The following is a 21,438-nucleotide window of genomic DNA, read 5'->3' as shown; positions in this document are numbered from 1 at the left end:
AATGGTAAACGATATTGTGATAATAGGCCTTGGTGCAGGTGATTTAGACCAGCTTCCTTATGGCATTTATAAAAAACTTAAAGGAGCATCTTCCTGTTTTGTGCGAACGATGGAACATCCTGTCATAAATGAACTGTTGAATGAAGGTGTTTCATTCATCAGCTTTGATGATGTTTATGAAAAGCATGATACATTTGAAAAGGTCTATGAGGAGATCGCCAAGACATTGCTTAAGCAGGCTTCAGTGGAAGCGGTACTTTATGCTGTGCCAGGCCATCCAATGGTTGCTGAAAAAACGGTACAGATTCTTATTGAAGAGGGACCAAAATGTGGAATATCTGTTAAAATAGAAGGTGGTCAAAGCTTTCTTGATGCGTTGTTTCAATCAGTGAAGATTGACCCAATTGAAGGATTCCAACTTCTTGATGGAACAGCACTCGAGAAAGACGATTTGCATATCAATCAGCATATGATAATTGGACAAGTATATGATCCGTTTATTGCATCGAATGTTAAGCTGACACTTATGGAAAAATTGCCTGATGATCACGATGTTTATCTTGTTACCGCAGCTGGTAGCGAAATGGAATCGGTAAAAAAACTACCTCTTTATGAGCTCGATCATGAAATGGAATTAAGTAATCTGACGAGTGTCTATGTTCCACCTGTCAAAGAAATAAACAAGCAATACCGCGAATTTTCTACTTTCAGGAAAATTATTGCACAATTAAGAGGACCAAATGGTTGTCCGTGGGATATAAAACAAACGCATGAAAGCTTGAAACAGTATTTAATCGAAGAAACGTATGAATTAATTGATGCCATCGACAAACAAGATGAAGATGAAATCATAGCTGAATTAGGAGATGTACTCCTGCAAGTCTTCCTACACGCCCAAATTGGTGAAGACGAGGGGATGTTTACTATTGAAGATGTAATAGAAGGTATCTCTTCAAAAATGATTCGCCGTCATCCACATGTGTTTGGGGATATCGAAGTAAGTGGGGAAGAAGATGTTCTGAGAAATTGGCAGCAAATTAAAAAAGAAGAAAAAGAACAGGCTGGATTTACTCATAAATCATTACTTGACGATGTTGGCAAATCAATTCCTAATTTAATCCGTGCGCATGAATATCAAAAACGAGCAGCAAAAGTAGGCTTTGATTGGAATGAAGTTGCAGAAGCATGGAAAAAGGTTAAAGAAGAAATCATCGAAGTAGAAACCGAAATGGATCAAGGGGATGAGGCTGCTCTAAGAATGGAATTGGGTGATCTATTCTTTGCTCTTGTTAACGTTACCCGTTTTTATGGGATTCAAGCCGAAGAAGCAGTACATGCAGCTAATCAGAAGTTCTATAACCGATTTACATATATTGAAGAGTGTATTCAAAATGAGAGAAAAGAATTTGCTGACTATACGCTTAATGAGCTTGATCAATATTGGGAGGAAGCAAAATCTAAGGGATTATAAGTGTGTGTTCAAAAAGGAGGATAAAAAGAGCCGAGAAGTTCGAGGAGCGCATCTCGAGAGGACCGGAGAGACAGAGCGACGAAGAAGTTCGAAAGCTGTTTTTACCGGCCTTTTTTGAACAACCCCTATAAGTGAAGGAGAGAATTTCTATGTCGATGAGACTTGATAAGTTTATGAAAATATCACGTTTAATAAAGCGCCGTACACTTGCTAAAGAAGTGGCCGATAAAGGGCGCATCAGTATTAATGGTACTCCAGCTAAGGCAAGTTCCAATGTCAAAGAGGGCGATGAGCTAGCTATTCAATTTGGACAAAAGCGGGTTACGGTCCGAATTGAAAAAATACAGGAGTCAACAAAAAAAGAAGAAGCAGCCAATATGTACACAGTCCTAAAGGAAGAGAAACTAGGTGGCGAGTAAAATAATCGGATCGTCAGGCTTGTTCTAATCTTTGTCCAACTCACATAAACATGTACAAAACGTTCTATTGTGAGGGATGAAGATGAGCCAATATTATGAGCCAGTCCAAAACAATCAAAAAGCAACAATTCAAGAACATGACGTCACCATGAGAGGACGCCGTTTGCTAGATATTACTGGAGTAAAGCAAGTAGAAAGCTTTGATAATGAAGAATTTCTTCTTGAAACGAGTATGGGTTTTTTATCAATACGCGGGCAAAACCTACAAATGAAAAATTTAGACGTAGAAAAAGGCATTGTATCTATTAAAGGTAAAATTTTTGATCTTGTCTATTTAGATGAGCACACAGGGGAAAAGGCAAAAGGGTTCTTTGGGAAGCTGTTCAAATGACGCTAACCATTCAATTTTATACCTTACTTGCCATGATTGGAATGGGCAGCTGCTTTGGCGCTGCCCTGGATACGTATAACCGCTTTTTAAAGCGGACAAAGCGAAAATCCTGGTTTGTTTTTCTAAATGATTTTCTTTTTTGGATTGTACAAGGCCTAATCATTTTTTATGTACTATTCTTAATCAATGAAGGGGAGTTTCGTTTCTACCTATTCCTTGCATTACTTTGTGGGTTTTCTGCATATCAAGCGCTTATGAAAAAGAGCTATCATAAAATTCTAGAAGCCTTCATTACGAGTGTTATTGTAACTGCAAAATTTATAAGGCGATCCATTCAACTCTTAGTTTATCAACCGGTAAAATGGTTGGTAACAGGGATTGTATTTTTGATATTTGGTATAGGGAAAATTCTTTTTTCAATTATTAAGTGGATCATTCGTTTAATTTTTATGACTATAAACATAATCTTACGACCTTTTTTCTGGATCTTCCTATTTCTTTGGAATAAGTTGCCGAATGCTGTTACAAAAAACGTCGGTAAGTTTTATAATGAAATTACAGGGATATTTATAAAGATGAAGAAGTTTATAAAAGTAATCGTTACGAAATGGAGAAATAAAACAAAGTGAGGGGTGAATAATAAAGTGGATAGCCTCCGAAAAAAGAAAGTGGCGAAAATTGAATCAGACTATGTCCTACAACGTGAGCAGCAAGAGCATACAAATGTAAAAAAGAGACGCGGATTGATTCGACGCCTCACTTTTTATGGACTATGTGCTGCCATTATTTCAGTGTTGGCCGCTATTACGCTTATTTCCCAAGCAGAGGCCCTAGAAAAAGGGACTACAGAAATGGAGCAGGTTGAGAGTAAGTTAGCTCAATTAAAAAAGGCAGAAAACCTATTAAAAGAGGAAATTATGAGGCTCGAGGATGATGAGTATATAGCGAAATTGGCAAGGAAGGAATACTTTTTATCTGAAAAAGGGGAGATCATTTTTAATCTGCCTGAAAAAGAAGACGATGGTGACTAATATTGACACTGTTTTTTTCCTTTCGTTATAATATAATATGAAGTGATAGTTAACATTTCTAAGGAGGAACATTTTTTTTATGTCAATTGAAGTAGGCAGCAAGTTACAAGGTAAAGTAACAGGGATTACTAATTTTGGTGCGTTTGTAGAATTACCCGAAGGTTCAACAGGGCTTGTTCATATCAGTGAAGTTGCCGATAACTATGTAAAAGATATCAATGATCATCTTAAAGTCGGTGATGCAGTTGAGGTTAAAGTCATCAACGTTGAAAAAGACGGAAAAATTGGCTTATCTATCAAAAAGGCAAAAGATAAACCTGAGGGACAACCGCAATCTTCTTATTCACAACGTCCACGTCAAGGAAGAGGAAATGATAACCGTTCCAAAGACTCCCGCTCAAAAACAAGTTTCCAACCAAAGGAAAATTTTGAGCAAAAAATGACCCGTTTCCTAAAAGATAGCGAAGACCGCTTAACTTCTCTTAAACGTAGTACAGAAACAAAACGTGGAGGCCGAGGAGGAAGACGCGGATAAACTGCTGCCTAAAACAATAGTTTAGCAATTTTTCCTTGAAAAATTTTATATAATATAGTAGGCAGGCTTATCATTAAGCTTGCTTTTTTTGTTGCTCAAGAAACTATACGAATATAATTATCCCGGGTTAGCGGGCTGTATTCCCCCTATTGATGGAAGTTTCACTCTGCGTGAATTACATTTTGTCCGTATCTAGCAAAAGTAGCCCTACCTTTTAGTCGCATTTAACCAACCAGTAAAAGAAAATTTGAAATTAAATGTAAAATCGTCCCGGTTGGTTTCTTAATGAAAAGAATATAACTGGGACGCTTCTGTTTATCTACACTGCTTTTTTCACAAATTGACTAAGACACTTATGTCTATTTGATAGCCCTTGGCTTTACGGATAACCGCATGCTCTAACCAACTAAGCTACGCCGCTGTAATGCCTTAAAGCACAAGCTATATCTTACAATCGGTAAGGGATAATGTGCATTCTAACCAATGATTTTATGTTGGAATAGCTAGTTTTTTGTAGTCAAGGATCAAAGACAATTTTTTCTGATTGTCGTTTCATACTATAAATCACAATATTCTCAGTTTTATTTTCAATGAAAGTATAAAAACCTCCCTTTTATTTAAACGAATTTGAATATAAGGCTTAGTTTTTCAGAGAATGGTTTAAAAATCTGTATGTAATTGAATATTCCTATAGAAAATAGTCGAACGTTTTTAATTTAATTTATAAAATTCTGACAAAATATGTGTGATACTCTCTTTATAATAAAAAATACTAATATGAATGGGAGTGTTTCATATATGGAAAAGGTTGAACGAAATGTATTGGAGCCCATTGCCGAGGTGCATCTGCAGGGAGCAAAAGCAGGCGCTATTCATTGGATCACTCATCTTCAGACAAAGTTAATAGATATCTTCATAAAACGTGGAATCGTCTTAGCCTTTATTGGCTTCTTATTAGGACGAGCACTTATATTATCGCAATTATCCCCATTTGGATTAGCCTTCTTCGCCGCTGTATTCTTGATGAGGCGAGATCGTGCCCCGTTGGCATTGGTCGGATTAATTATGGGAGCGTTAACAGTTTCTATTTCAAGCAGCCTTACTCTTTTCTCTAGTACGGTGCTATTTTTACTTTTTCACAAGATGAAGAAGTTAAAACCAGAATCTCAAATCAAGGTCATTTCTTTGTATGTATTTCTTTCGTTAGTCATCGTTGGTTTGTCAAAGCAATATATGATTCACCGTACACTTGTATTATATGATGGCATGATGGTAGGAGTAGAAGCGGGTCTTGCGCTAATTCTTACACTCATATTCATACAATCGATTCCTCTCCTTACAGTTAGGAAAAAATCACAATCTTTAAAGACTGAAGAAATTATCTCGATCATTATATTACTTGCATCGGTTATGACTGGAACAATTGGGTGGTCCATGTATGATCTTTCTGTCGAACATATTTTATCACGCTATCTTGTTCTTTTATTCGGACTAGCAGGTGGGGCAGCTATCGGTTCCACAGTTGGGGTAGTTACTGGCCTGATTTTCAGTTTATCTAGTGTAACAAGCTTATTACAAATGAGCTTGCTTGCTTTTTCGGGCTTGCTTGGTGGACTTTTGCGTGATGGAAAAAAGATAGGTGTTTCAATAGGGTTAGTTATTGCTACCTTACTTATTGGTTTGTACGGGGAGGGATCGAACAATATTACGATCACCTTATATGAAACATTAATTGCTGTGCTCTTGTTTTTTATTACACCAAGTTCCGCAATTGGGAAGATTTCAAAGCATATTCCAGGTACTAATGAACATACGAATGAACAACAGCAGTACATGCGGAAAGTACGAGATGTAACAGCGCAAAGGGTATCACAATTTTCGAATGTATTCGAAGCACTATCCAATAGCTTTGCACAAATGGATGATCGAGGAGAGGGAGAGGAAGATGAAAAGGAACTCGATTACTTCTTAAGCAATGTGACTGAAAGGACGTGCCAGATGTGCTTTAAAAAAGAACAATGCTGGGCAAAGAACTTTGATACAACATATGAGGGGATGCAGGAAATTATGTTTCAATTAAGTGAACATGATGGACAGCTTTCTAAAAAAACTGTGAAAGAGTGGGAAAAGCATTGTATTAACAGTCCAAAAGTTATTGCGACGATTTCTCAAGAGCTTCTTTATTATCAAGCCAATAAAAGATTAAAAAGGCAAGTCCAAGAAAGCCGGAAGTTAGTCGCTGATCAATTAAAGGGTGTATCAGCTGTTATGGAAGATTTTGCAAAGGAAATCCAACGTGAACGAATCAATCATCATCAACAGGAAGAGTCTATTATGGAAGCTATTCAGGATTTCGGGTTGCATATCACGAATGTAGAAATTTATAGCCTTGAACAAGGAAATGTCGATATTGAAATGAGTGTTCCGTACTGCCAAGGAAGAGGTGAAAGTGAAAAGCTAATTGCACCCATGCTTTCTGATATTCTAGGTGAAACAGTGATTGTTCACTCAGAGGAATGTGCAACTTTCCCTAACGGACAATGTGAAGTCGTTTTCCGTTCAGCTAAGAAGTACACAGTGGAAACAGGAGTGGCTCATGCAGCAAAAGGAGGAGGCCTAGTCTCGGGAGACAGTTTTACTATGACGGAAATAGGATTTGGCAAATACGCCATAGCTATTAGTGATGGGATGGGAAATGGGGAAAGAGCTCACTTTGAGAGCACGGAAACGTTAAAACTTCTGCAAAAATTCCTCATGTCAGGTATAGAGGAGAGAATCGCAATTAAATCGGTGAATTCCGTCCTTTCTCTTCGAACGACAGATGAAATTTTTTCAACGTTAGATTTAGTTATGATTGATTTGCAAGATGCGCAGGCTAGGTTTTTGAAAATTTGTTCAATACCTAGCTTTATAAAGAGGGGGGATAAAGTAATTAAAATTGAAGCAAGTAATTTGCCAATGGGCATTATTCAGGAATTCGATGTGGATGTTGTTTGTGAAGAGCTGAAGGCAGGGGATATCCTTATTATGATGAGCGATGGTATTTTTGAAGGGCCTACTCATGTGGAGAACTTTGAGTTTTGGATTAAAAGAAAATTGAAGGAACTACAAACGGAAGATCCACAGGAAATTTCTGATTTAATTTTAGAAGAGGTAGTTAGAACGAAAGGGGATATTGATGATGATATGACAGTGGTTACAGCGAAGATTATGCATAATACACCGAAATGGGCATCCATTCCTGTTCAAGCTCATCGGAAAAGGGCATGAAGATCGCACAAGAAGAGGAACTGAATTAAAAGTATAATTTTCTATTTTCTTGTCGAAAATGGTAACAGTATTTTTTCGAGAGGAGTATGAACATGAAAACAGGAACGTTGAAGCAAATCTTGTTAATTACTGATGGGTGCTCAAATCAAGGTGAAGATCCTGCTGCAATGGCAGCTTTGGCAAGAGAACAAGGGATTTCGGTTAATGTTATAGGGGTTATGGAAAATGATACAATTAATGAAAAAGGGTTACAGGAAATCGAATCCATTGCGTTATCTGGTGGTGGAATAAGTCAGATTGTGTATTCAAAACAGCTGTCACATACTGTCCAAATGGTAACGAGAAAGGCAATGACGCAAACGATACAAGGACTTGTGAATAAAGAGCTACAGCAAATACTTGGAAAATCCACGTCAATGGAAGACTTACCACCTGATAAACGCGGAGAAGTCATGGAAGTAGTAGATGAACTTGGTGAGACAAGCAAATTGGAAGTACTTATTCTCGTAGATACAAGCGCGAGCATGAAACATAAGCTTCCGACTGTTAAAGATGCGCTTTTGGATTTATCGCTAAGTATGAATGCCAGAATGGGTGATAATAAATTTTCTGTGTTCGTATTTCCTGGGAAAAGAAAAGATGTCGAGAAACTATTGGATTGGACGCCGAAGCTTGAGGTGCTTACGAAAATATTTCCGAAACTTACAACTGGCGGAATAACACCGACGGGCCCTGCCATCAACGAAGCACTGGGATATTTTCAAAAAAAACGATCACTAAGGGGATTGTTGTCTCATGATGACGAATCATACTTTGAGGAAACAGTGTAACCTCCTGCCTGGTAGTCTCATAACTGGGAAGTGGAATAAGAACCCATACCAGATTAAAGAGGAGTTGGGATATGGGGCAAATGGAATTGTCTATCTTGCAGAAAGCAATTATGGACAAGTTGCGTTAAAACTAAGTGATGATTATTCGTCGATTAGTTCAGAAATGAATATACTAAAATCCTTTTCCAAGGTCCAGGGACACTCTCTTGGACCTTCTTTTTTTGAAGCAGACGATTTGTTGAAGAATGGAAGGCCACTCCCGTTCTATGTAATGGAATACATAAGAGGAGAAGGATACTTGGCATTTATTGAGAAGAAAGGGGAATCGTGGATTGGTGTATTAATGCTGCAACTTCTGTCAAGCTTGGGTGAACTTCACAAGCAAGGTTGGGCGTTTGGAGATTTGAAACCAGATAATTTGATCGTTACACTCCCTGCTTATAAAATTCGTTGTATCGATGTTGGTGGGACTACATTATTCGGTCGGTCTATCAAAGAGTTCACGGAGTTTTTTGATAGGGGGTATTGGGGAATGGGTTCAAGAAAAGCAGATCCGCAATATGATTTATTTGCAGTGGCGATGATTATCATCAATTCCTTCTATCCAAAACGGTTTTCGAAAAAAGGAGATGGCTATACACAGCTTAATGAGTTGATTAAGCAAAAAAGGGGACTTCACCCATATAGTAAAGTGTTAAATGGTGCAATGAGAGGTCAATATCACTCAGCAGATGAAATGCGAAATGATTTATTGAACGTATTAAACAAGGAGCACGAACATAAGAAAACTCAAACGAATTCAACATCCCAAGGTAAGAAAAATAATAAAGGCACTAGTCAAACACGCACAATGAGAAAAAGGAAGAAAAGAAGAGGCGTTCTCGAGACACTTATCTTAGCTATTTTTGTATCGATATTGTATGTTCTGTATGTATATAATCAGTTCCTATGATATAGTAAAAAAATTAAGGAATTGTTAATTTTACGAAGAGTTATGCTATCTAACGCGTACAATTTAGAGATAGGATAAAACAAGTTTATAAAGAGGGAAGATAGGATGTTTGCACAAAAAGTATTGTCTGAGATAAAACGGTATCAATTAATCCCACAAAAATCCCGACTACTTGTAGGTGTTTCTGGTGGACCTGATTCACTAGTTCTTCTGCACTTTCTTTGTTCATTAAGAGAAAAATTGGAGCTAGAACTCGTTGTTGCACACGTCGATCATATGTTCCGGGGAGAAGAATCATATGTGGATTATCAGTTTGTAGAGAAAACTTGTCAGGAATGGAATATTCCATTTGAGGGAAAAAGAATAAATGTACCTGCTTATATGGAACAGACAGGTGACAGTTCGCAATTAGCAGCAAGAAATCTTCGATATGCTTTTTTTGAAGAGGTAATGAAGAAGTATCAACTGTCCATCTTAGCACTTGGTCATCACGGTGACGATCAAATTGAAACGATGCTTATGAGGCTGACGAGAGGAGCGTCAGGAATGGCGCGAGCAGGCATTGCCGTCAAGCGCCCCTTTCTAAACGGAGAGATTATTAGACCTTTCCTTGTTGTGACAAAGGAGGAAATCAATGCATATGCCAATCGCTATGAATTGACTCCTCGAATAGATCCAAGTAATGAACATAATGATTACGTGAGGAACCGATTTCGACATGATGTATTACCGGCTTTGAAACGGGAAAATCCAAAAGTACATGAGCATTTTCAAAGGTTTAGTGAAGAATTAGCTGAGGACGAACAACTTTTGCAACAAATGACAAATCGCTATATGGAAAAGATTTGGCTTAGTAAAACGAAGAGTGAGTCTTCAATTGATTTGAATCAGCTACTTATGATACCAAAACCTTTACAAAGAAGAGCGATTCAACTAATATTAAACTATCTTTATATAAAGAGACCATCATCACTTTCAGCAGTACATATTGACCAGCTTTCTGCTTTGTTTTTTAATCCCCATCCTTCAGCAGAATTACATCTTCCGGAAGGGCTTATTTGTGAGAAATCTTATGAAACGTGTACGTTTCGATTTCAACAAAAAGAAAGCTCTGATTATTCCGTTACCATCACGATTCCTGGAGAGACCTTTCTACCGAATGGATTTAAAATTAAAGCACAGTATTTAGAAGAAATTTCTGGCCAAGCTGGAAACCATTCTTTTTACCTGCCTATCCACAAAACAACACTGCCACTCATCGCCCGTAACCGAAGGAATGGTGATAATATGGTTATAAAGGGCAAAGGCAATCATACAAAAAAGCTAAAGGATATTTTTATTAATGAAAAAATCCCGATGCAAATGAGGCGGAACTGGCCAGTACTAACTGATCAATCAGGGGTGATTGTTTGGATTCCTGGTCTGAAAAAGTCCAATCTGGAGTTTGTTGATACGTATGATGAACAATCTTTTATTTATTTAGAATATCATAAAGCTTAAATCTTCTTGGGGGGCAATCAATTACAATGACCATGCAAAACGACATTGAAAAGGTGTTAATCACTGAGGAAGAACTACAGGATAAAATTAAAGAGCTAGCATCGCAGTTGGAGCACGAGTATAAAGATAAGTTTCCTTTAGCTGTTGGAGTTTTAAAAGGTGCAATGCCATTTATGAGTGACCTATTAAAACGTATCGATGCACATTTAGAAATGGATTTTATGGATGTTTCCAGCTATGGAAATTCCACAGTATCTTCAGGTGAAGTAAAAATTATTAAGGATTTGGATGCATCTGTAGAGGGTCGTGATATTTTAATTATCGAAGATATCATTGACAGCGGCCTAACGCTTAGCTATCTTGCAGAACTTTTCCGTTATCGAAAAGCAAAATCAATAAGTATCGTAACATTGTTAGATAAGCCTACTGGAAGAAAGGCTGACATAACACCTGATTATACTGGTTTTATCGTACCAGATGAATTTGTGGTTGGATATGGCCTAGATTACGCGGAAAGATATCGCAACCTTCCGTATATCGGCATTCTTAAACCAGCAATTTACGAAAAAGGTGAATGATTTAATATACGATTTTCTTTAAATCACGTAGCGATGTTAAATAATTGTAACTCCATTATTTTCTATGATACTATTTACTATAGTTGTTTACCAGTGGGAGGAGGTAAGGGATGAATCGGATCTTCCGTAATACAATATTTTATTTACTCATCTTTTTAGTCATCATTGGAATTGTTAGTATTTTTAATACGAATAATGAGCCGACTAAAGAAATATCTCAAGACCAATTTTATAGTCAATTGGAAAAAGGGCAATTAAAATCATTCGAAATCCAGCCTGTACGCAATGTTTATGAAATCAGAGGAGATTACAAAAAAGGCACGGATAAATTCTTTACCTATGTAACAAATAGTGAGGTTACGCAAACTCGTATATACGATCTTGCGGAAGAAAAGGGAGTTGCTATTAAAACAATTCCTGCACAGCAAACAAGCGGATGGGTGACATTCTTCACGTCTATTATACCTTTCGTGATCATCTTTATTTTATTCTTTTTCTTGCTTAATCAGGCACAAGGCGGCGGCGGTCGTGTTATGAACTTTGGGAAAAGCAAAGCGAAGTTGTATAATGATGACAAGAAAAAGGTACGTTTCAATGATGTAGCGGGTGCGGATGAAGAAAAGCAAGAACTTGTTGAAGTAGTTGAATTCTTGAAAGACCCTCGGAAATTTGTTGAGCTAGGTGCACGTATTCCTAAAGGTGTCTTACTTGTAGGACCACCGGGAACAGGTAAAACTTTGCTTGCGAGAGCAGTTGCGGGAGAAGCAGGAGTTCCTTTCTTTTCAATTAGCGGTTCTGACTTCGTTGAGATGTTCGTCGGTGTCGGCGCGTCTCGTGTTCGTGACTTGTTTGAGAATGCGAAGAAGAACTCTCCATGTATCATCTTCATTGATGAAATTGATGCGGTTGGACGTCAGCGTGGTGCGGGTCTAGGTGGCGGTCATGATGAGCGTGAGCAAACACTTAATCAGTTACTTGTTGAAATGGATGGTTTCGGTGGAAATGAAGGAATCATCATTATAGCAGCAACAAACCGTGCAGATATTCTGGACCCTGCATTATTGCGTCCAGGTCGTTTTGATCGTCAAATTACGGTGGGGCGTCCAGATGTTAAAGGGCGTGAAGCGGTATTGCAAGTTCATGCACGCAACAAGCCTTTGGCAGAAAGTGTTGACTTAAAAGCAATCGCTCAACGTACTCCAGGTTTCTCCGGAGCCGATTTAGAAAACTTATTAAACGAAGCTGCTCTTGTAGCGGCCCGTCAAGATAAGAAGAAAATCGACATGTCCGATCTTGATGAAGCATCTGATCGGGTTATTGCAGGACCGGCCAAGAAAAACCGTGTTATCTCTAAGAAAGAACGTAATATCGTCGCTTGGCATGAAGCGGGCCATACAATCATTGGGTTGGTTCTAGACGATGCTGAAACAGTCCATAAAGTAACGATTGTTCCGCGTGGGCAAGCTGGTGGTTATGCGGTTATGCTTCCTAAGGAAGATCGATTCTTTATGACAAAACCGGAGCTTCTTGATAAAATTGTTGGACTTTTAGGTGGGCGTGTAGCTGAAGAAGTTGTTTTCGGTGAAGTTAGCACAGGCGCTCATAATGACTTTCAAAGGGCTACTGCCATTGCACGCAGCATGGTAACTGAATATGGGATGAGTGATAAACTTGGACCACTTCAGTTTGGGCAGTCTCAAGGAGGTCAAGTTTTCTTAGGGCGTGATTTCAATAATGAGCAGAATTATTCAGATGCGATTGCCTATGAAATTGATCTGGAAATTCAACGAATTATTAAAGAGTCTTACCAAAAAGCGAAAAATATCATCACGGAAAAACGTGATAAATTAGATCTTATTGCAAAAACGTTATTGGAAATCGAAACATTGGATGCTGGACAAATCAAAGGTCTTTATGACCATGGCAAATTGCCGGAACGTGATTATACAGCTCTTAACGGTCGATTGGGCAATGATGGTGACCTGAAAGTTACCATCAATAAGAAAGAAGAGAAGGAAGCGTTGCTTAAGCCTTTGGATGAAAGAAATCCAGAGAACCTAGAAGTAACGAACGATTCTCTTCGAGATACACCAATCGAAGAGAAGCATTCTGATGATGTACCTAATTCATTTCCTAGCGAAGAAGATCAGAAGAAATAAACATGTAAAAGGTATTTCCTTCCGAGGAAATACCTTTTCCTATTCCGGGAGAAAATAAACATGGAAAGTCCGCCTGTTAGCGTCTAAACCGAGCATTATGTTATGATGTTTGAGAATAATTTGCCGGAGTGGTGAGATCGATGATTATTGTTTTAGATGTCGGTAATACGAATATCATGTTAGGGGTATATGAAAGAAGTGAGTTAAAATTTCATTGGCGTATTGAGACGAACCGCCATAAAACAGAAGACGAATATGGCATGACGATTAAGTCACTATTAGAACACGAACAGATTTGCTTTGAAGATTTCGATGGGATTATTATTTCATCTGTTGTTCCACCTATTATGTTTGCTCTTGAAAATATGTGCGAGAAATATTTCGGTATTCAACCAATTATTGTTGGACCAGGAGTTAAAACGGGTTTGAATATTAAGTATGACAATCCAAGAGAGGTAGGGGCTGACCGAATCGTTAATGCTGTGGCGGGTATTTATGAATATGAATGCCCATTGATTATTGTGGACTTTGGTACAGCTACGACGTATTGCTACATTGATGAGCATAAACAATATATGGGGGGAGCGATAGCCCCAGGGATTGGTATTTCAACGGAAGCTCTATATTCAAGAGCAGCTAAATTACCTAGGATTGAGATTGTGCGTCCGGATGAAATTATTGGAAAAAATACAATAACAGCTATGCAGGCTGGAATATTGTATGGGTTTGTTGGGCAGGTAGAGGGGATTGTCTCTAGGATGAAGGCCCAAAGTAAGTTTCCGCCTAAAGTGATTGCGACAGGAGGATTAGCGCAATTAGTTGCCAATGAATCCACAATTATTGACGTCGTCGATCCCTTTTTAACATTAAAAGGTTTACAATTTATCTATAAGAAAAATCAAGGATAATCCTTTTTAGCAGACGGTAAGTTTTAAATTTACCAAATAGGAGGCATATGGAGATGGAAGATTATTTAGTAAAAGCTCTAGCTTATAATGGCCAAGTTCGTGCCTATGCAGTTTCAACGACAAAAACAGTAGGAGAAGCACAGCGGCGTCATTATACATGGCCAACTGCATCTGCTGCACTTGGTCGTTCAATGTCAGCGGGTCTAATGTTAGGGGCCATGCTTAAAGGAGAAGAAAAACTAACCATTAAGGTTGAGGGTGGCGGTCCACTCGGGGTTATTTTAGTTGATGCGAATGCCAAAGGCGAAGTGAGAGGATATGTAGCGAATCCTCAGACCCATTTTGATCTCAATGATCATGGGAAGCTTGATGTAAGGAGAGCGGTAGGGACGGACGGAATGCTTTCAGTTGTAAAAGATATTGGACTCCGTGATTACTTTACAGGCCAAGTACCGCTAGTGTCTGGTGAACTTGGAGAGGACTTCACATATTATCTTGTAACATCTGAACAGGTCCCTTCTTCAGTTGGAGTGGGTGTCTTAGTTAATCCTGATAATACGATTCTTGCTGCTGGTGGTTTTATTATTCAGCTTATGCCGGGAGTAGAAGATGAAACGATAACTGCGATTGAAGAACGATTAAGAACAATCACACCTATTTCGAAAATGATTCAACAGGGGTTAACACCAGAGCAAATTCTTGATGAAGTATTAGGTGAAGGAAATGTCAGGTTACTTGAAAAAATGCCTGTTCAATTTAAATGCCAATGCTCCCGCGAACGAATTTCCAATACGTTAGTTAGTTTAGGTAAAGATGAGATTCAGGATATGATCGTTACAGATGGTAAGGCTGAGGCTCAATGTCATTTCTGTAATGAGACCTATCTTTTCTCGAAGGAAGATCTTGAATCATTAATTGAGGAGTTAAAGTAAAAGAGAGAGTAGGGAGGATTCCAATAGAAGCCCATTTTCATTTAGGTCGAATGTACTAGTGGATGGGGAATTCTGGTGGTATTTTGCTTACAACTAGGTTTGATTAATAGGCAGAATAGTTCAAATAGATTGACAGTTATGCGCTATCGGTGTATGATTTATATTAAACCAATGAAATTACTAGGTATTAGGAGTGTGGATAATGACACATATTGTAAATTCTGTCGCTGAATTAATCGGCCAAACGCCAATTGTAAAATTAAATCAACTACAAGATGAGAATAGTGCGGACATATATGTAAAACTTGAATATATGAACCCGGGAAGCAGTGTAAAAGATCGCATTGCTTTAGCTATGATTGAATCAGCGGAAAAAAGCGGTAAACTAAAAAGTGGTGATACCATTATTGAGCCTACAAGTGGTAACACAGGTATCGGTTTAGCAATGGTAGCATCAGCAAAAGGATATAAAGCGATACTTGTCATGCCTGAAACAATGAGTATAGAGCGTCGCTCCCTGTTACGTGCATATGGAGCGGAATTAGTGTTAACGCCTGGTCCTGATGGGATGAAAGGGGCAATTGCAAAAGCGAATGAGCTTGCAAAGGAAAATGGCTACTACGTCCCACAACAATTTGAAAATGAAGCAAACCCTGAAGTGCATCGCAACACGACTGGTCCTGAAATTGTAGAAGCATTTGGAGAAGAAAAACTGGATGCCTTTATTTCTGGTATTGGTACTGGAGGGACTATCTCTGGTGCAGGTGAAGTCTTGCGAGAGAAATACTCAGATATTAAAATCTATGCAGTTGAGCCTACGGATTCAGCTGTTTTATCAGGTGGTAAACCTGGTCCGCACAAAATCCAAGGAATTGGTGCAGGATTTGTTCCGGAAACTTTAAATACTGAAATTTATGATGACGTGATTACTGTTAGCACAGAAGAAGCGTTTGAATCTGCACGCCGTGTTGCACAAGAGGAAGGAATCCTAGGTGGAATCTCTTCGGGCGCAGCTATTTTCGCCGCGATGCAAGTGGCGAAGAAATTAGGTAAAGGTAAAAAGGTCTTAGCCATTCTTCCGGATAATGGGGAACGTTATCTAAGTACACCTTTATATCACTTTGATTAAGGTTTAATTAAAAAAAGATGTCTATAAGGGTCTGACCTCACATTCTATATACAGTTTAAATAAACTGTATATAGAATGTGAGGTCAGACCCTTTTTTCTATGGGACAGTCTTTGGGATAAGGTAAGTGAATAGAAGTGGTAGCAGATGAGTATTATCACACTGATGCGGGTTTCTGTTACCTGGGCTTGTGGCGTATATTATCGACCATTCTTAAATACGAAGACGTCTTATGGTACACTCGTTATATAAGGATTTTATTAGAATGAGGGGACCGATACATGCCATTAGTAAATAGTAAATATAGTCCGTATTCGTTGGACTTTAGTAGAAAAACAGTAATTATGGGAATTTTAAATGTCACACCAGATTCATTCTCTGATGGGGGACGTTATAATCGTATTGATCATGCTCTAAAGCATGCTGAGCAAATGGTTAAGGATGGAGCAGACATTATAGATATTGGTGGAGAGTCGACCCGCCCTAACTATGATAAAATTTCAGATGAAGAAGAAATTGAACGGGTCGTGCCTATTATTGAAGCAATTACACGGAATATTGAAGTGACGATGTCGATCGATACGTATAAGTCTGCTGTGGCAAGGGAATCGTTGGCAGCAGGTGCGCACATTCTCAATGATATTTGGGGAGCGAAGGCGGATTCTGACATGGCTAAGGTAGCTGCAGAGTTTCAAGTGCCGATTATATTAATGCATAACCGTGAGAAGATTGATTATCAACTTTTTATGCGTGATGCCTTCAATGATCTATATGAAAGTATTATGCTTGTGAAAAATGCAGGGGTCTTAGATGAAAATATCATTCTTGATCCTGGAATTGGCTTTGCTAAAGATGTTTCTTTGAATTTGGAAATGATGAGAAATCTAGATAAGCTCGTTGCGTTAGGGTATCCAGTACTATTGGCTACTTCCAAGAAGTCCATGATTGGAAATGTACTTGACTTACCTCCGAATGAGCGGATGGAAGGAACTGCTGCTACAATTTGTTTTGGGATTCAGCAAGGGTGCCAAATGATCCGGGTACACGATGTGAAGGAAATGGCACGTGTAGCGAAGATGATGGATGCCCTGATGGGAAAGGGAGAATACAGTGGATAAAATTTTTCTAAATAATATGCAGTTTTACGGCTATCATGGTGTGTTTTTGGAAGAGACACGTCTAGGACAGCGCTTTTATGTAGACTTGGTTGTAGAAGCTGATTTAGCTACAGCAGGTATAAGTGATGAGCTAGAGGATTCTATTAACTATGGTGAGTTATATGAAGTGTGTAAGGAAATAGTGGAAGGGAAACCATTTAAATTAGTAGAAGCTGTTGCTGAAAAGATAACGTCAGAACTGCTTTCACGCTTTTCTAAGGTGCAAACATGTACGGTAAAGGTGTATAAACCCGATCCGCCAATCCCTGGACACTATCAATCTGTGGCGGTTGAGATTAAAAGGGGAAGATAACATGGAAAATTATTCGTTTTTATCAATTGGCTCTAATGTGGGGGATCGTTCGGAATATATAAAAGAAGCCATTCGACTATTACATGAAGAAAAAGAAGTAAAAGTTTTACAAACATCTTCATTGTATGAAACTGCACCCATTGGATATATAGATCAGCCACAGTTTTTAAATGCGGTTATACTAGTCAATACTGGATTAAGTGCAGTTGAGTTACTAAATGTTTGCCAGGAAATCGAGCGGAAATTAGGAAGGAAAAGGGAAATTCGTTGGGGACCTAGAACGTTGGACCTTGACATTTTGTTATATAATCATGAAAATATTGAGACAGAGAGACTTTCTGTACCGCATCCTCGGATGGTGGGAAGGGCGTTTGTGCTCGTTCCGTTATTAGAGATAAATCCAACTATCATGCTACCTACTACAGATACACCTTTAAACGATATTCTTGAGAAATTAGAGGATAAAGAAGGAGTCCAACTATGGAAGCAGAAAAGTGGGGAAGGCGCATACGCGCTTTTCGAAAATTAAAAGGTTTCACTCAAGAAGGTTTCGCGAAGGAAATTGGTATTTCTGTATCTCTTCTTGGCGAAATTGAAAGAGGTAATCGTTTTGCCTCAGATGAATTATTACTTAAGTTGTCAGAAGCACTGGGAATAACAGTAGAGGAACTTCAGCCAATTGAAGATAAAGAATAAATTGAACAACAATGAAGGAGGTAAAAGTGTGTTAAAGATTGGAAATGTTGAAATGAATAACCAGGTCGTTCTTGCGCCAATGGCTGGTGTTTGTAACTCTGCTTTTAGATTGACGGTAAAAGAGTTTGGAGCAGGTCTTGTTTGTGCGGAAATGGTAAGTGACAAGGCGATAAATTTAAAAAATGAAAAAACGATGAATATGCTTTATATAGATGAAAGAGAGAACCCACTTAGCTTGCAAATCTTTGGTGGTGAAAAGGAATCATTAGTTCAAGCAGCGAAATTCGTTGATAAGAATACGAATGCTGATATTATCGACATCAACATGGGATGTCCTGTTTCGAAGATTATCAGATGCGAAGCGGGTGCTAGATGGTTGTTAGATCCAAATAAAATTTATGATATGGTATCAGCGGTAGTAGATGCAGTGGACAAACCGGTAACTGTAAAAATGCGTATAGGTTGGGATGATGAGCATATCTTCGCTGTTAAGAATGCTCAAGCTGTTGAACGTGCAGGTGGCAGTGCTGTAGCCATTCATGGTAGGACGCGTGTTCAAATGTACGAAGGAAAGGCCAACTGGGATATCATTCGTGAAGTAAAAAATTCCGTAAATATTCCTATTATTGGTAATGGGGATGTTGAAACACCTCAAGATGCAAAAAGAATGCTTGAAGAAACTGGAGTAGATGGTGTCATGATTGGGAGAGCTGCACTAGGTAACCCATGGATGATTTATCGCACAGTGAAATATCTTGAGACAGGTCAATTGATAGATGAACCTGGAGTGCGTGAGAAGATGGATGTATGCGTCCTTCATATGGATCGTCTAATTGCCTTGAAGAACGAAAATATTGCTGTTCGAGAAATGCGTAAGCATGCTGCGTGGTATTTAAAAGGGGTCCCCGGCAATGCGAAGGCAAGAAAAGGAATAAATGAATGTAATACAAGAGAAGACGTTGTCACACTTCTATACGATATGGTGGAAGAAATTGAAGCGAAAGAGCCAACAATTCAAATGGCTTAATAATTTGACATTACTTCCCTGTTTACCTATAATACGCTTAAACTAACTGCCAGAGATAACTGGCAGTTTTTATATGGATGTTTTTAAGGGAAAAGACTGTTCGATTACTTTACTTTGTGTAAAAATAATAGAGTATCTAAATTTAGTAGCGAATCAATATAAAGAGAAATAGAAAAATGGAGATGAACGTTCATGACTGAAGAGTTAAATGACCAATTACAGGTTAGACGAGATAAAATGCAAGCAATCTTGGGTAATGGACAAGATCCGTTTGGAAGCAGATTCGATCGAACTCATCAAGCTAAGGAAGTTATACAAGCTTATAATGAAGTATCGAAGGAGGATCTAGCGGAGCAAGAAATTGAAGTGACAATTGCTGGACGTATCATGACAAAACGAGGAAAGGGTAAAGCTGGATTTGCCCATGTGCAAGATCTGACAGGACAGATTCAAATCTATGTAAGACTGGATGCTGTTGGAGAAGAACAATATCAATCATTTGGACAAACAGACTTAGGGGATATCGTTGGTATTACTGGATTGGTTTTCAAAACAAATGTAGGAGAATTATCAATTAAAGCGACTAACTATGTTTTCTTAACGAAAGCTCTTCGTCCACTGCCAGATAAATTCCACGGATTGAAAGACGTTGAAGAGCGTTACCGTAAACGATACGTTGACCTCATAACAAATGAAGAAAGTAAAAACACGTTGATTTTACGCAGCCAGATTGTCCGATCAATGAGAAGATATTTAGATGATCATGGATATCTTGAAGTAGAAACACCTTTATTACATTCTATTGCAGGTGGAGCGGCAGCACGTCCATTTGAAACGCATCATAACGCATTAGATATGCCTTTAAATCTAAGAATTGCGATTGAACTTCATCTAAAACGCCTGATTGTCGGTGGTCTTGAGAAAGTATATGAAATTGGTCGTGTCTTCAGAAATGAAGGTGTTTCTACACGTCATAATCCTGAATTCACCTTGATTGAATTATATGAAGCATACGCAGATTATCAAGATATCATGAGTCTTACAGAGAACTTAATTGCTCATATTGCAAAAGATGTATTAGGTACAACTACTATTCAATATGGAGATTATGAAATAGAGTTAAATCCTGAGTGGAAACGTCTGCATATGGTTGATGCAGTTAAAGAGTATACAGGTGTAGACTTCTGGAAAACGATGAGCAAGGAAGAAGCGCAACAATTGGCTAAAGAACACGGTATTGAAGTGAAAGATACAATGGAATTTGGACATATTGTTAATGAATTCTTTGAGCAAAAGGTAGAAGAAAAGCTTATTCAACCTACCTTTATTTTTGGTCATCCGGTTGAAATTTCACCATTAGCCAAGAAGAATCCGCAAGATTCACGATTTACAGACCGTTTCGAACTATTTATTGTTGGTCGTGAACATGCAAATGCATTCACTGAGCTAAATGATCCAATAGATCAACGTCAACGATTTGAAGCACAACTAAAAGAACGAGAGCAAGGTAATGATGAAGCGCATGAAATGGACGAAGACTTCATTGAAGCACTTGAATACGGAATGCCGCCAACTGGAGGATTAGGAATTGGGATTGATCGTCTGGTCATGCTATTAACGAATTCTCCATCCATCCGTGACGTGTTATTATTCCCACTTATGAGACAACGTTAATTTCCTATATAACAAAGGACCGTTTAGATAATATCTGCTCGGTCCTTTGTTTATAATAGTTTTAAAATTATGATGTTCTTTAATAAAGCAATGGTTCATTCCTGTATGCTAAGTGAATTTTATATGTTAACTTATAATTTTAGAGGAATTATAAAAAAGTCTTGCGTAATCATTATTATGGTGTTATATTTATATCTGTTGTTAAGAACGAGTTACAAAGACATTAAGTTTGTTTAAAAAAACTCTTGACTCTTACATAAACGACATGTTAATATAAAAAAGTCGCTTCTGAGAGAAACGACAAAGATTGCTCTTTGAAAACTGAACAAAACAAAGCGCCAACGTTTAAATTGAAGTGAGTACACACTATAACAACAAATGAGCAAGTCAAACACTTTTTGGAGAGTTTGATCCTGGCTCAGGACGAACGCTGGCGGCGTGCCTAATACATGCAAGTCGAGCGAATGA

Annotated in this window: 20 protein-coding genes, 1 rRNA gene and 1 pseudogene; all 22 read left to right on the top strand. The window is 38.3% G+C overall.

Features of this window, described 5'->3' with window-relative positions; translation table 11 throughout:
- Nucleotide 1: 1 nt before the first annotated feature.
- Nucleotides 2–1,471: a bifunctional methyltransferase/pyrophosphohydrolase YabN gene (yabN, locus tag ACIQZI_RS23490; RefSeq protein WP_403078090.1), complete on the top strand. Its 1,470-nt coding sequence runs from the start codon at nt 2–4 to the stop codon at nt 1,469–1,471.
- Nucleotides 1,472–1,626: 155 nt separating this feature from the next.
- Nucleotides 1,627–1,890: an RNA-binding S4 domain-containing protein gene (locus tag ACIQZI_RS23485; protein ID WP_049683512.1), complete on the top strand. Its 264-nt coding sequence runs from the start codon at nt 1,627–1,629 to the stop codon at nt 1,888–1,890.
- A gap of 82 nt (nt 1,891–1,972) precedes the next feature.
- Nucleotides 1,973–2,281, top strand: coding sequence for a sporulation protein YabP (gene yabP, locus ACIQZI_RS23480; protein WP_062187730.1), 309 nt, complete (start codon nt 1,973–1,975; stop codon nt 2,279–2,281).
- Nucleotides 2,278–2,910, top strand: coding sequence for a spore cortex biosynthesis protein YabQ (gene yabQ, locus ACIQZI_RS23475; RefSeq protein WP_403078086.1), 633 nt, complete (start codon nt 2,278–2,280; stop codon nt 2,908–2,910). The genes yabP and yabQ overlap by 4 nt, the downstream gene beginning before the upstream one ends.
- 3 nt (nt 2,911–2,913) lie before the next feature.
- Entirely contained in the window at nt 2,914–3,312 is a 399-nt protein-coding gene (locus ACIQZI_RS23470) for an FtsB family cell division protein (protein ID WP_403078083.1), read from the top strand.
- Between the two features lie 79 nt (nt 3,313–3,391).
- On the top strand, nt 3,392–3,847 hold the full coding sequence (locus ACIQZI_RS23465; protein WP_062187724.1) for a S1 domain-containing RNA-binding protein: 456 nt from the start codon (nt 3,392–3,394) through the stop codon (nt 3,845–3,847).
- 798 nt (nt 3,848–4,645) lie between these two features.
- Entirely contained in the window at nt 4,646–7,117 is a 2,472-nt protein-coding gene (gene spoIIE, locus ACIQZI_RS23460; protein WP_403078074.1) for a stage II sporulation protein E, read from the top strand.
- Nucleotides 7,118–7,197: 80 nt separating this feature from the next.
- Nucleotides 7,198–7,947: pseudogene (locus ACIQZI_RS23455) on the top strand (vWA domain-containing protein); the annotation flags it as partial.
- On the top strand, nt 7,913–8,899 hold the full coding sequence (locus ACIQZI_RS23450; RefSeq protein WP_403078071.1) for a protein kinase domain-containing protein: 987 nt from the start codon (nt 7,913–7,915) through the stop codon (nt 8,897–8,899). The pseudogene ACIQZI_RS23455 and the gene ACIQZI_RS23450, both read left to right, overlap by 35 nt.
- Nucleotides 8,900–9,004: 105 nt before the next feature.
- Nucleotides 9,005–10,399: a tRNA lysidine(34) synthetase TilS gene (gene tilS / locus ACIQZI_RS23445; RefSeq protein ID WP_403078068.1), complete on the top strand. Its 1,395-nt coding sequence runs from the start codon at nt 9,005–9,007 to the stop codon at nt 10,397–10,399.
- Between the two features lie 32 nt (nt 10,400–10,431).
- Complete coding sequence (gene hpt, locus ACIQZI_RS23440; protein ID WP_403078146.1) at nt 10,432–10,977, top strand: hypoxanthine phosphoribosyltransferase; 546 nt, start codon at nt 10,432–10,434, stop codon at nt 10,975–10,977.
- A 110-nt stretch (nt 10,978–11,087) separates the two neighbouring features.
- Nucleotides 11,088–13,136: an ATP-dependent zinc metalloprotease FtsH gene (gene ftsH, locus ACIQZI_RS23435; protein ID WP_403078065.1), complete on the top strand. Its 2,049-nt coding sequence runs from the start codon at nt 11,088–11,090 to the stop codon at nt 13,134–13,136.
- A gap of 140 nt (nt 13,137–13,276) precedes the next feature.
- Complete coding sequence (locus ACIQZI_RS23430) at nt 13,277–14,044, top strand: type III pantothenate kinase (protein WP_403078062.1); 768 nt, start codon at nt 13,277–13,279, stop codon at nt 14,042–14,044.
- 53 nt (nt 14,045–14,097) lie between these two features.
- A complete protein-coding gene (hslO, locus tag ACIQZI_RS23425) occupies nt 14,098–14,976 on the top strand; it encodes an Hsp33 family molecular chaperone HslO (protein ID WP_403078060.1) in 879 nt (292 codons plus the stop codon).
- A 202-nt stretch (nt 14,977–15,178) separates the two neighbouring features.
- Entirely contained in the window at nt 15,179–16,105 is a 927-nt protein-coding gene (cysK, locus tag ACIQZI_RS23420; RefSeq protein WP_403078057.1) for a cysteine synthase A, read from the top strand.
- Nucleotides 16,106–16,384: 279 nt separating this feature from the next.
- The gene (folP, locus tag ACIQZI_RS23415) at nt 16,385–17,221 is read left to right on the top strand and encodes a dihydropteroate synthase (RefSeq protein ID WP_403078054.1); all 837 of its coding nucleotides are present in this window, start codon (nt 16,385–16,387) and stop codon (nt 17,219–17,221) included.
- Nucleotides 17,214–17,573, top strand: a complete 360-nt coding sequence (gene folB, locus ACIQZI_RS23410; RefSeq protein WP_403078052.1) for a dihydroneopterin aldolase — start codon at nt 17,214–17,216, stop codon at nt 17,571–17,573. The genes folP and folB overlap by 8 nt, the downstream gene beginning before the upstream one ends.
- 1 nt (nt 17,574) lies before the next feature.
- Nucleotides 17,575–18,102, top strand: a complete 528-nt coding sequence (gene folK / locus ACIQZI_RS23405) for a 2-amino-4-hydroxy-6-hydroxymethyldihydropteridine diphosphokinase (protein WP_062187700.1) — start codon at nt 17,575–17,577, stop codon at nt 18,100–18,102.
- A complete protein-coding gene (locus tag ACIQZI_RS23400) occupies nt 18,054–18,269 on the top strand; it encodes a helix-turn-helix domain-containing protein (protein WP_062187695.1) in 216 nt (71 codons plus the stop codon). The genes folK and ACIQZI_RS23400 overlap by 49 nt, the downstream gene beginning before the upstream one ends.
- A 28-nt stretch (nt 18,270–18,297) precedes the next feature.
- Nucleotides 18,298–19,296 carry a tRNA dihydrouridine synthase DusB gene (dusB, locus tag ACIQZI_RS23395; protein WP_403078048.1) on the top strand — a complete coding sequence of 333 codons (999 nt, stop codon included), beginning with the start codon at nt 18,298–18,300 and terminating at the stop codon, nt 19,294–19,296.
- Nucleotides 19,297–19,488: 192 nt separating this feature from the next.
- Nucleotides 19,489–20,970, top strand: a complete 1,482-nt coding sequence (gene lysS / locus ACIQZI_RS23390) for a lysine--tRNA ligase (protein ID WP_403078043.1) — start codon at nt 19,489–19,491, stop codon at nt 20,968–20,970.
- Between the two features lie 395 nt (nt 20,971–21,365).
- A 16S ribosomal RNA gene (locus ACIQZI_RS23385) occupies nt 21,366–21,438 on the top strand; the annotation flags it as partial.

Source organism: Peribacillus sp. NPDC096379 (assembly GCF_044762875.1).
Classification (GTDB): domain Bacteria; phylum Bacillota; class Bacilli; order Bacillales; family DSM-1321; genus Peribacillus.
This window is presented reverse-complemented; position numbering and strand designations above follow the sequence as displayed.

Excerpts from the sequence above, each read along its gene's own strand:
- yabN (WP_403078090.1), top strand. The coding sequence starts at position 2 with ATGGTAAACGATATTGTGATAATAGGCCTTGGTGCAGGTGATTTAGAC.
- ACIQZI_RS23485 (WP_049683512.1), top strand. The coding sequence starts at position 1,627 with ATGAGACTTGATAAGTTTATGAAAATATCACGTTTAATAAAGCGCCGT.
- yabP (WP_062187730.1), top strand. The coding sequence starts at position 1,973 with ATGAGCCAATATTATGAGCCAGTCCAAAACAATCAAAAAGCAACAATT.
- yabQ (WP_403078086.1), top strand. The coding sequence starts at position 2,278 with ATGACGCTAACCATTCAATTTTATACCTTACTTGCCATGATTGGAATG.
- ACIQZI_RS23465 (WP_062187724.1), top strand. The coding sequence starts at position 3,392 with ATGTCAATTGAAGTAGGCAGCAAGTTACAAGGTAAAGTAACAGGGATT.
- spoIIE (WP_403078074.1), top strand. The coding sequence starts at position 4,646 with ATGGAAAAGGTTGAACGAAATGTATTGGAGCCCATTGCCGAGGTGCAT.
- ACIQZI_RS23450 (WP_403078071.1), top strand. The coding sequence starts at position 7,913 with ATGATGACGAATCATACTTTGAGGAAACAGTGTAACCTCCTGCCTGGT.
- tilS (WP_403078068.1), top strand. The coding sequence starts at position 9,005 with ATGTTTGCACAAAAAGTATTGTCTGAGATAAAACGGTATCAATTAATC.
- hpt (WP_403078146.1), top strand. The coding sequence starts at position 10,432 with ATGCAAAACGACATTGAAAAGGTGTTAATCACTGAGGAAGAACTACAG.
- ftsH (WP_403078065.1), top strand. The coding sequence starts at position 11,088 with ATGAATCGGATCTTCCGTAATACAATATTTTATTTACTCATCTTTTTA.
- ACIQZI_RS23430 (WP_403078062.1), top strand. The coding sequence starts at position 13,277 with ATGATTATTGTTTTAGATGTCGGTAATACGAATATCATGTTAGGGGTA.
- hslO (WP_403078060.1), top strand. The coding sequence starts at position 14,098 with ATGGAAGATTATTTAGTAAAAGCTCTAGCTTATAATGGCCAAGTTCGT.
- cysK (WP_403078057.1), top strand. The coding sequence starts at position 15,179 with ATGACACATATTGTAAATTCTGTCGCTGAATTAATCGGCCAAACGCCA.
- folP (WP_403078054.1), top strand. The coding sequence starts at position 16,385 with ATGCCATTAGTAAATAGTAAATATAGTCCGTATTCGTTGGACTTTAGT.
- folK (WP_062187700.1), top strand. The coding sequence starts at position 17,575 with ATGGAAAATTATTCGTTTTTATCAATTGGCTCTAATGTGGGGGATCGT.
- ACIQZI_RS23400 (WP_062187695.1), top strand. The coding sequence starts at position 18,054 with ATGGAAGCAGAAAAGTGGGGAAGGCGCATACGCGCTTTTCGAAAATTA.
- lysS (WP_403078043.1), top strand. The coding sequence starts at position 19,489 with ATGACTGAAGAGTTAAATGACCAATTACAGGTTAGACGAGATAAAATG.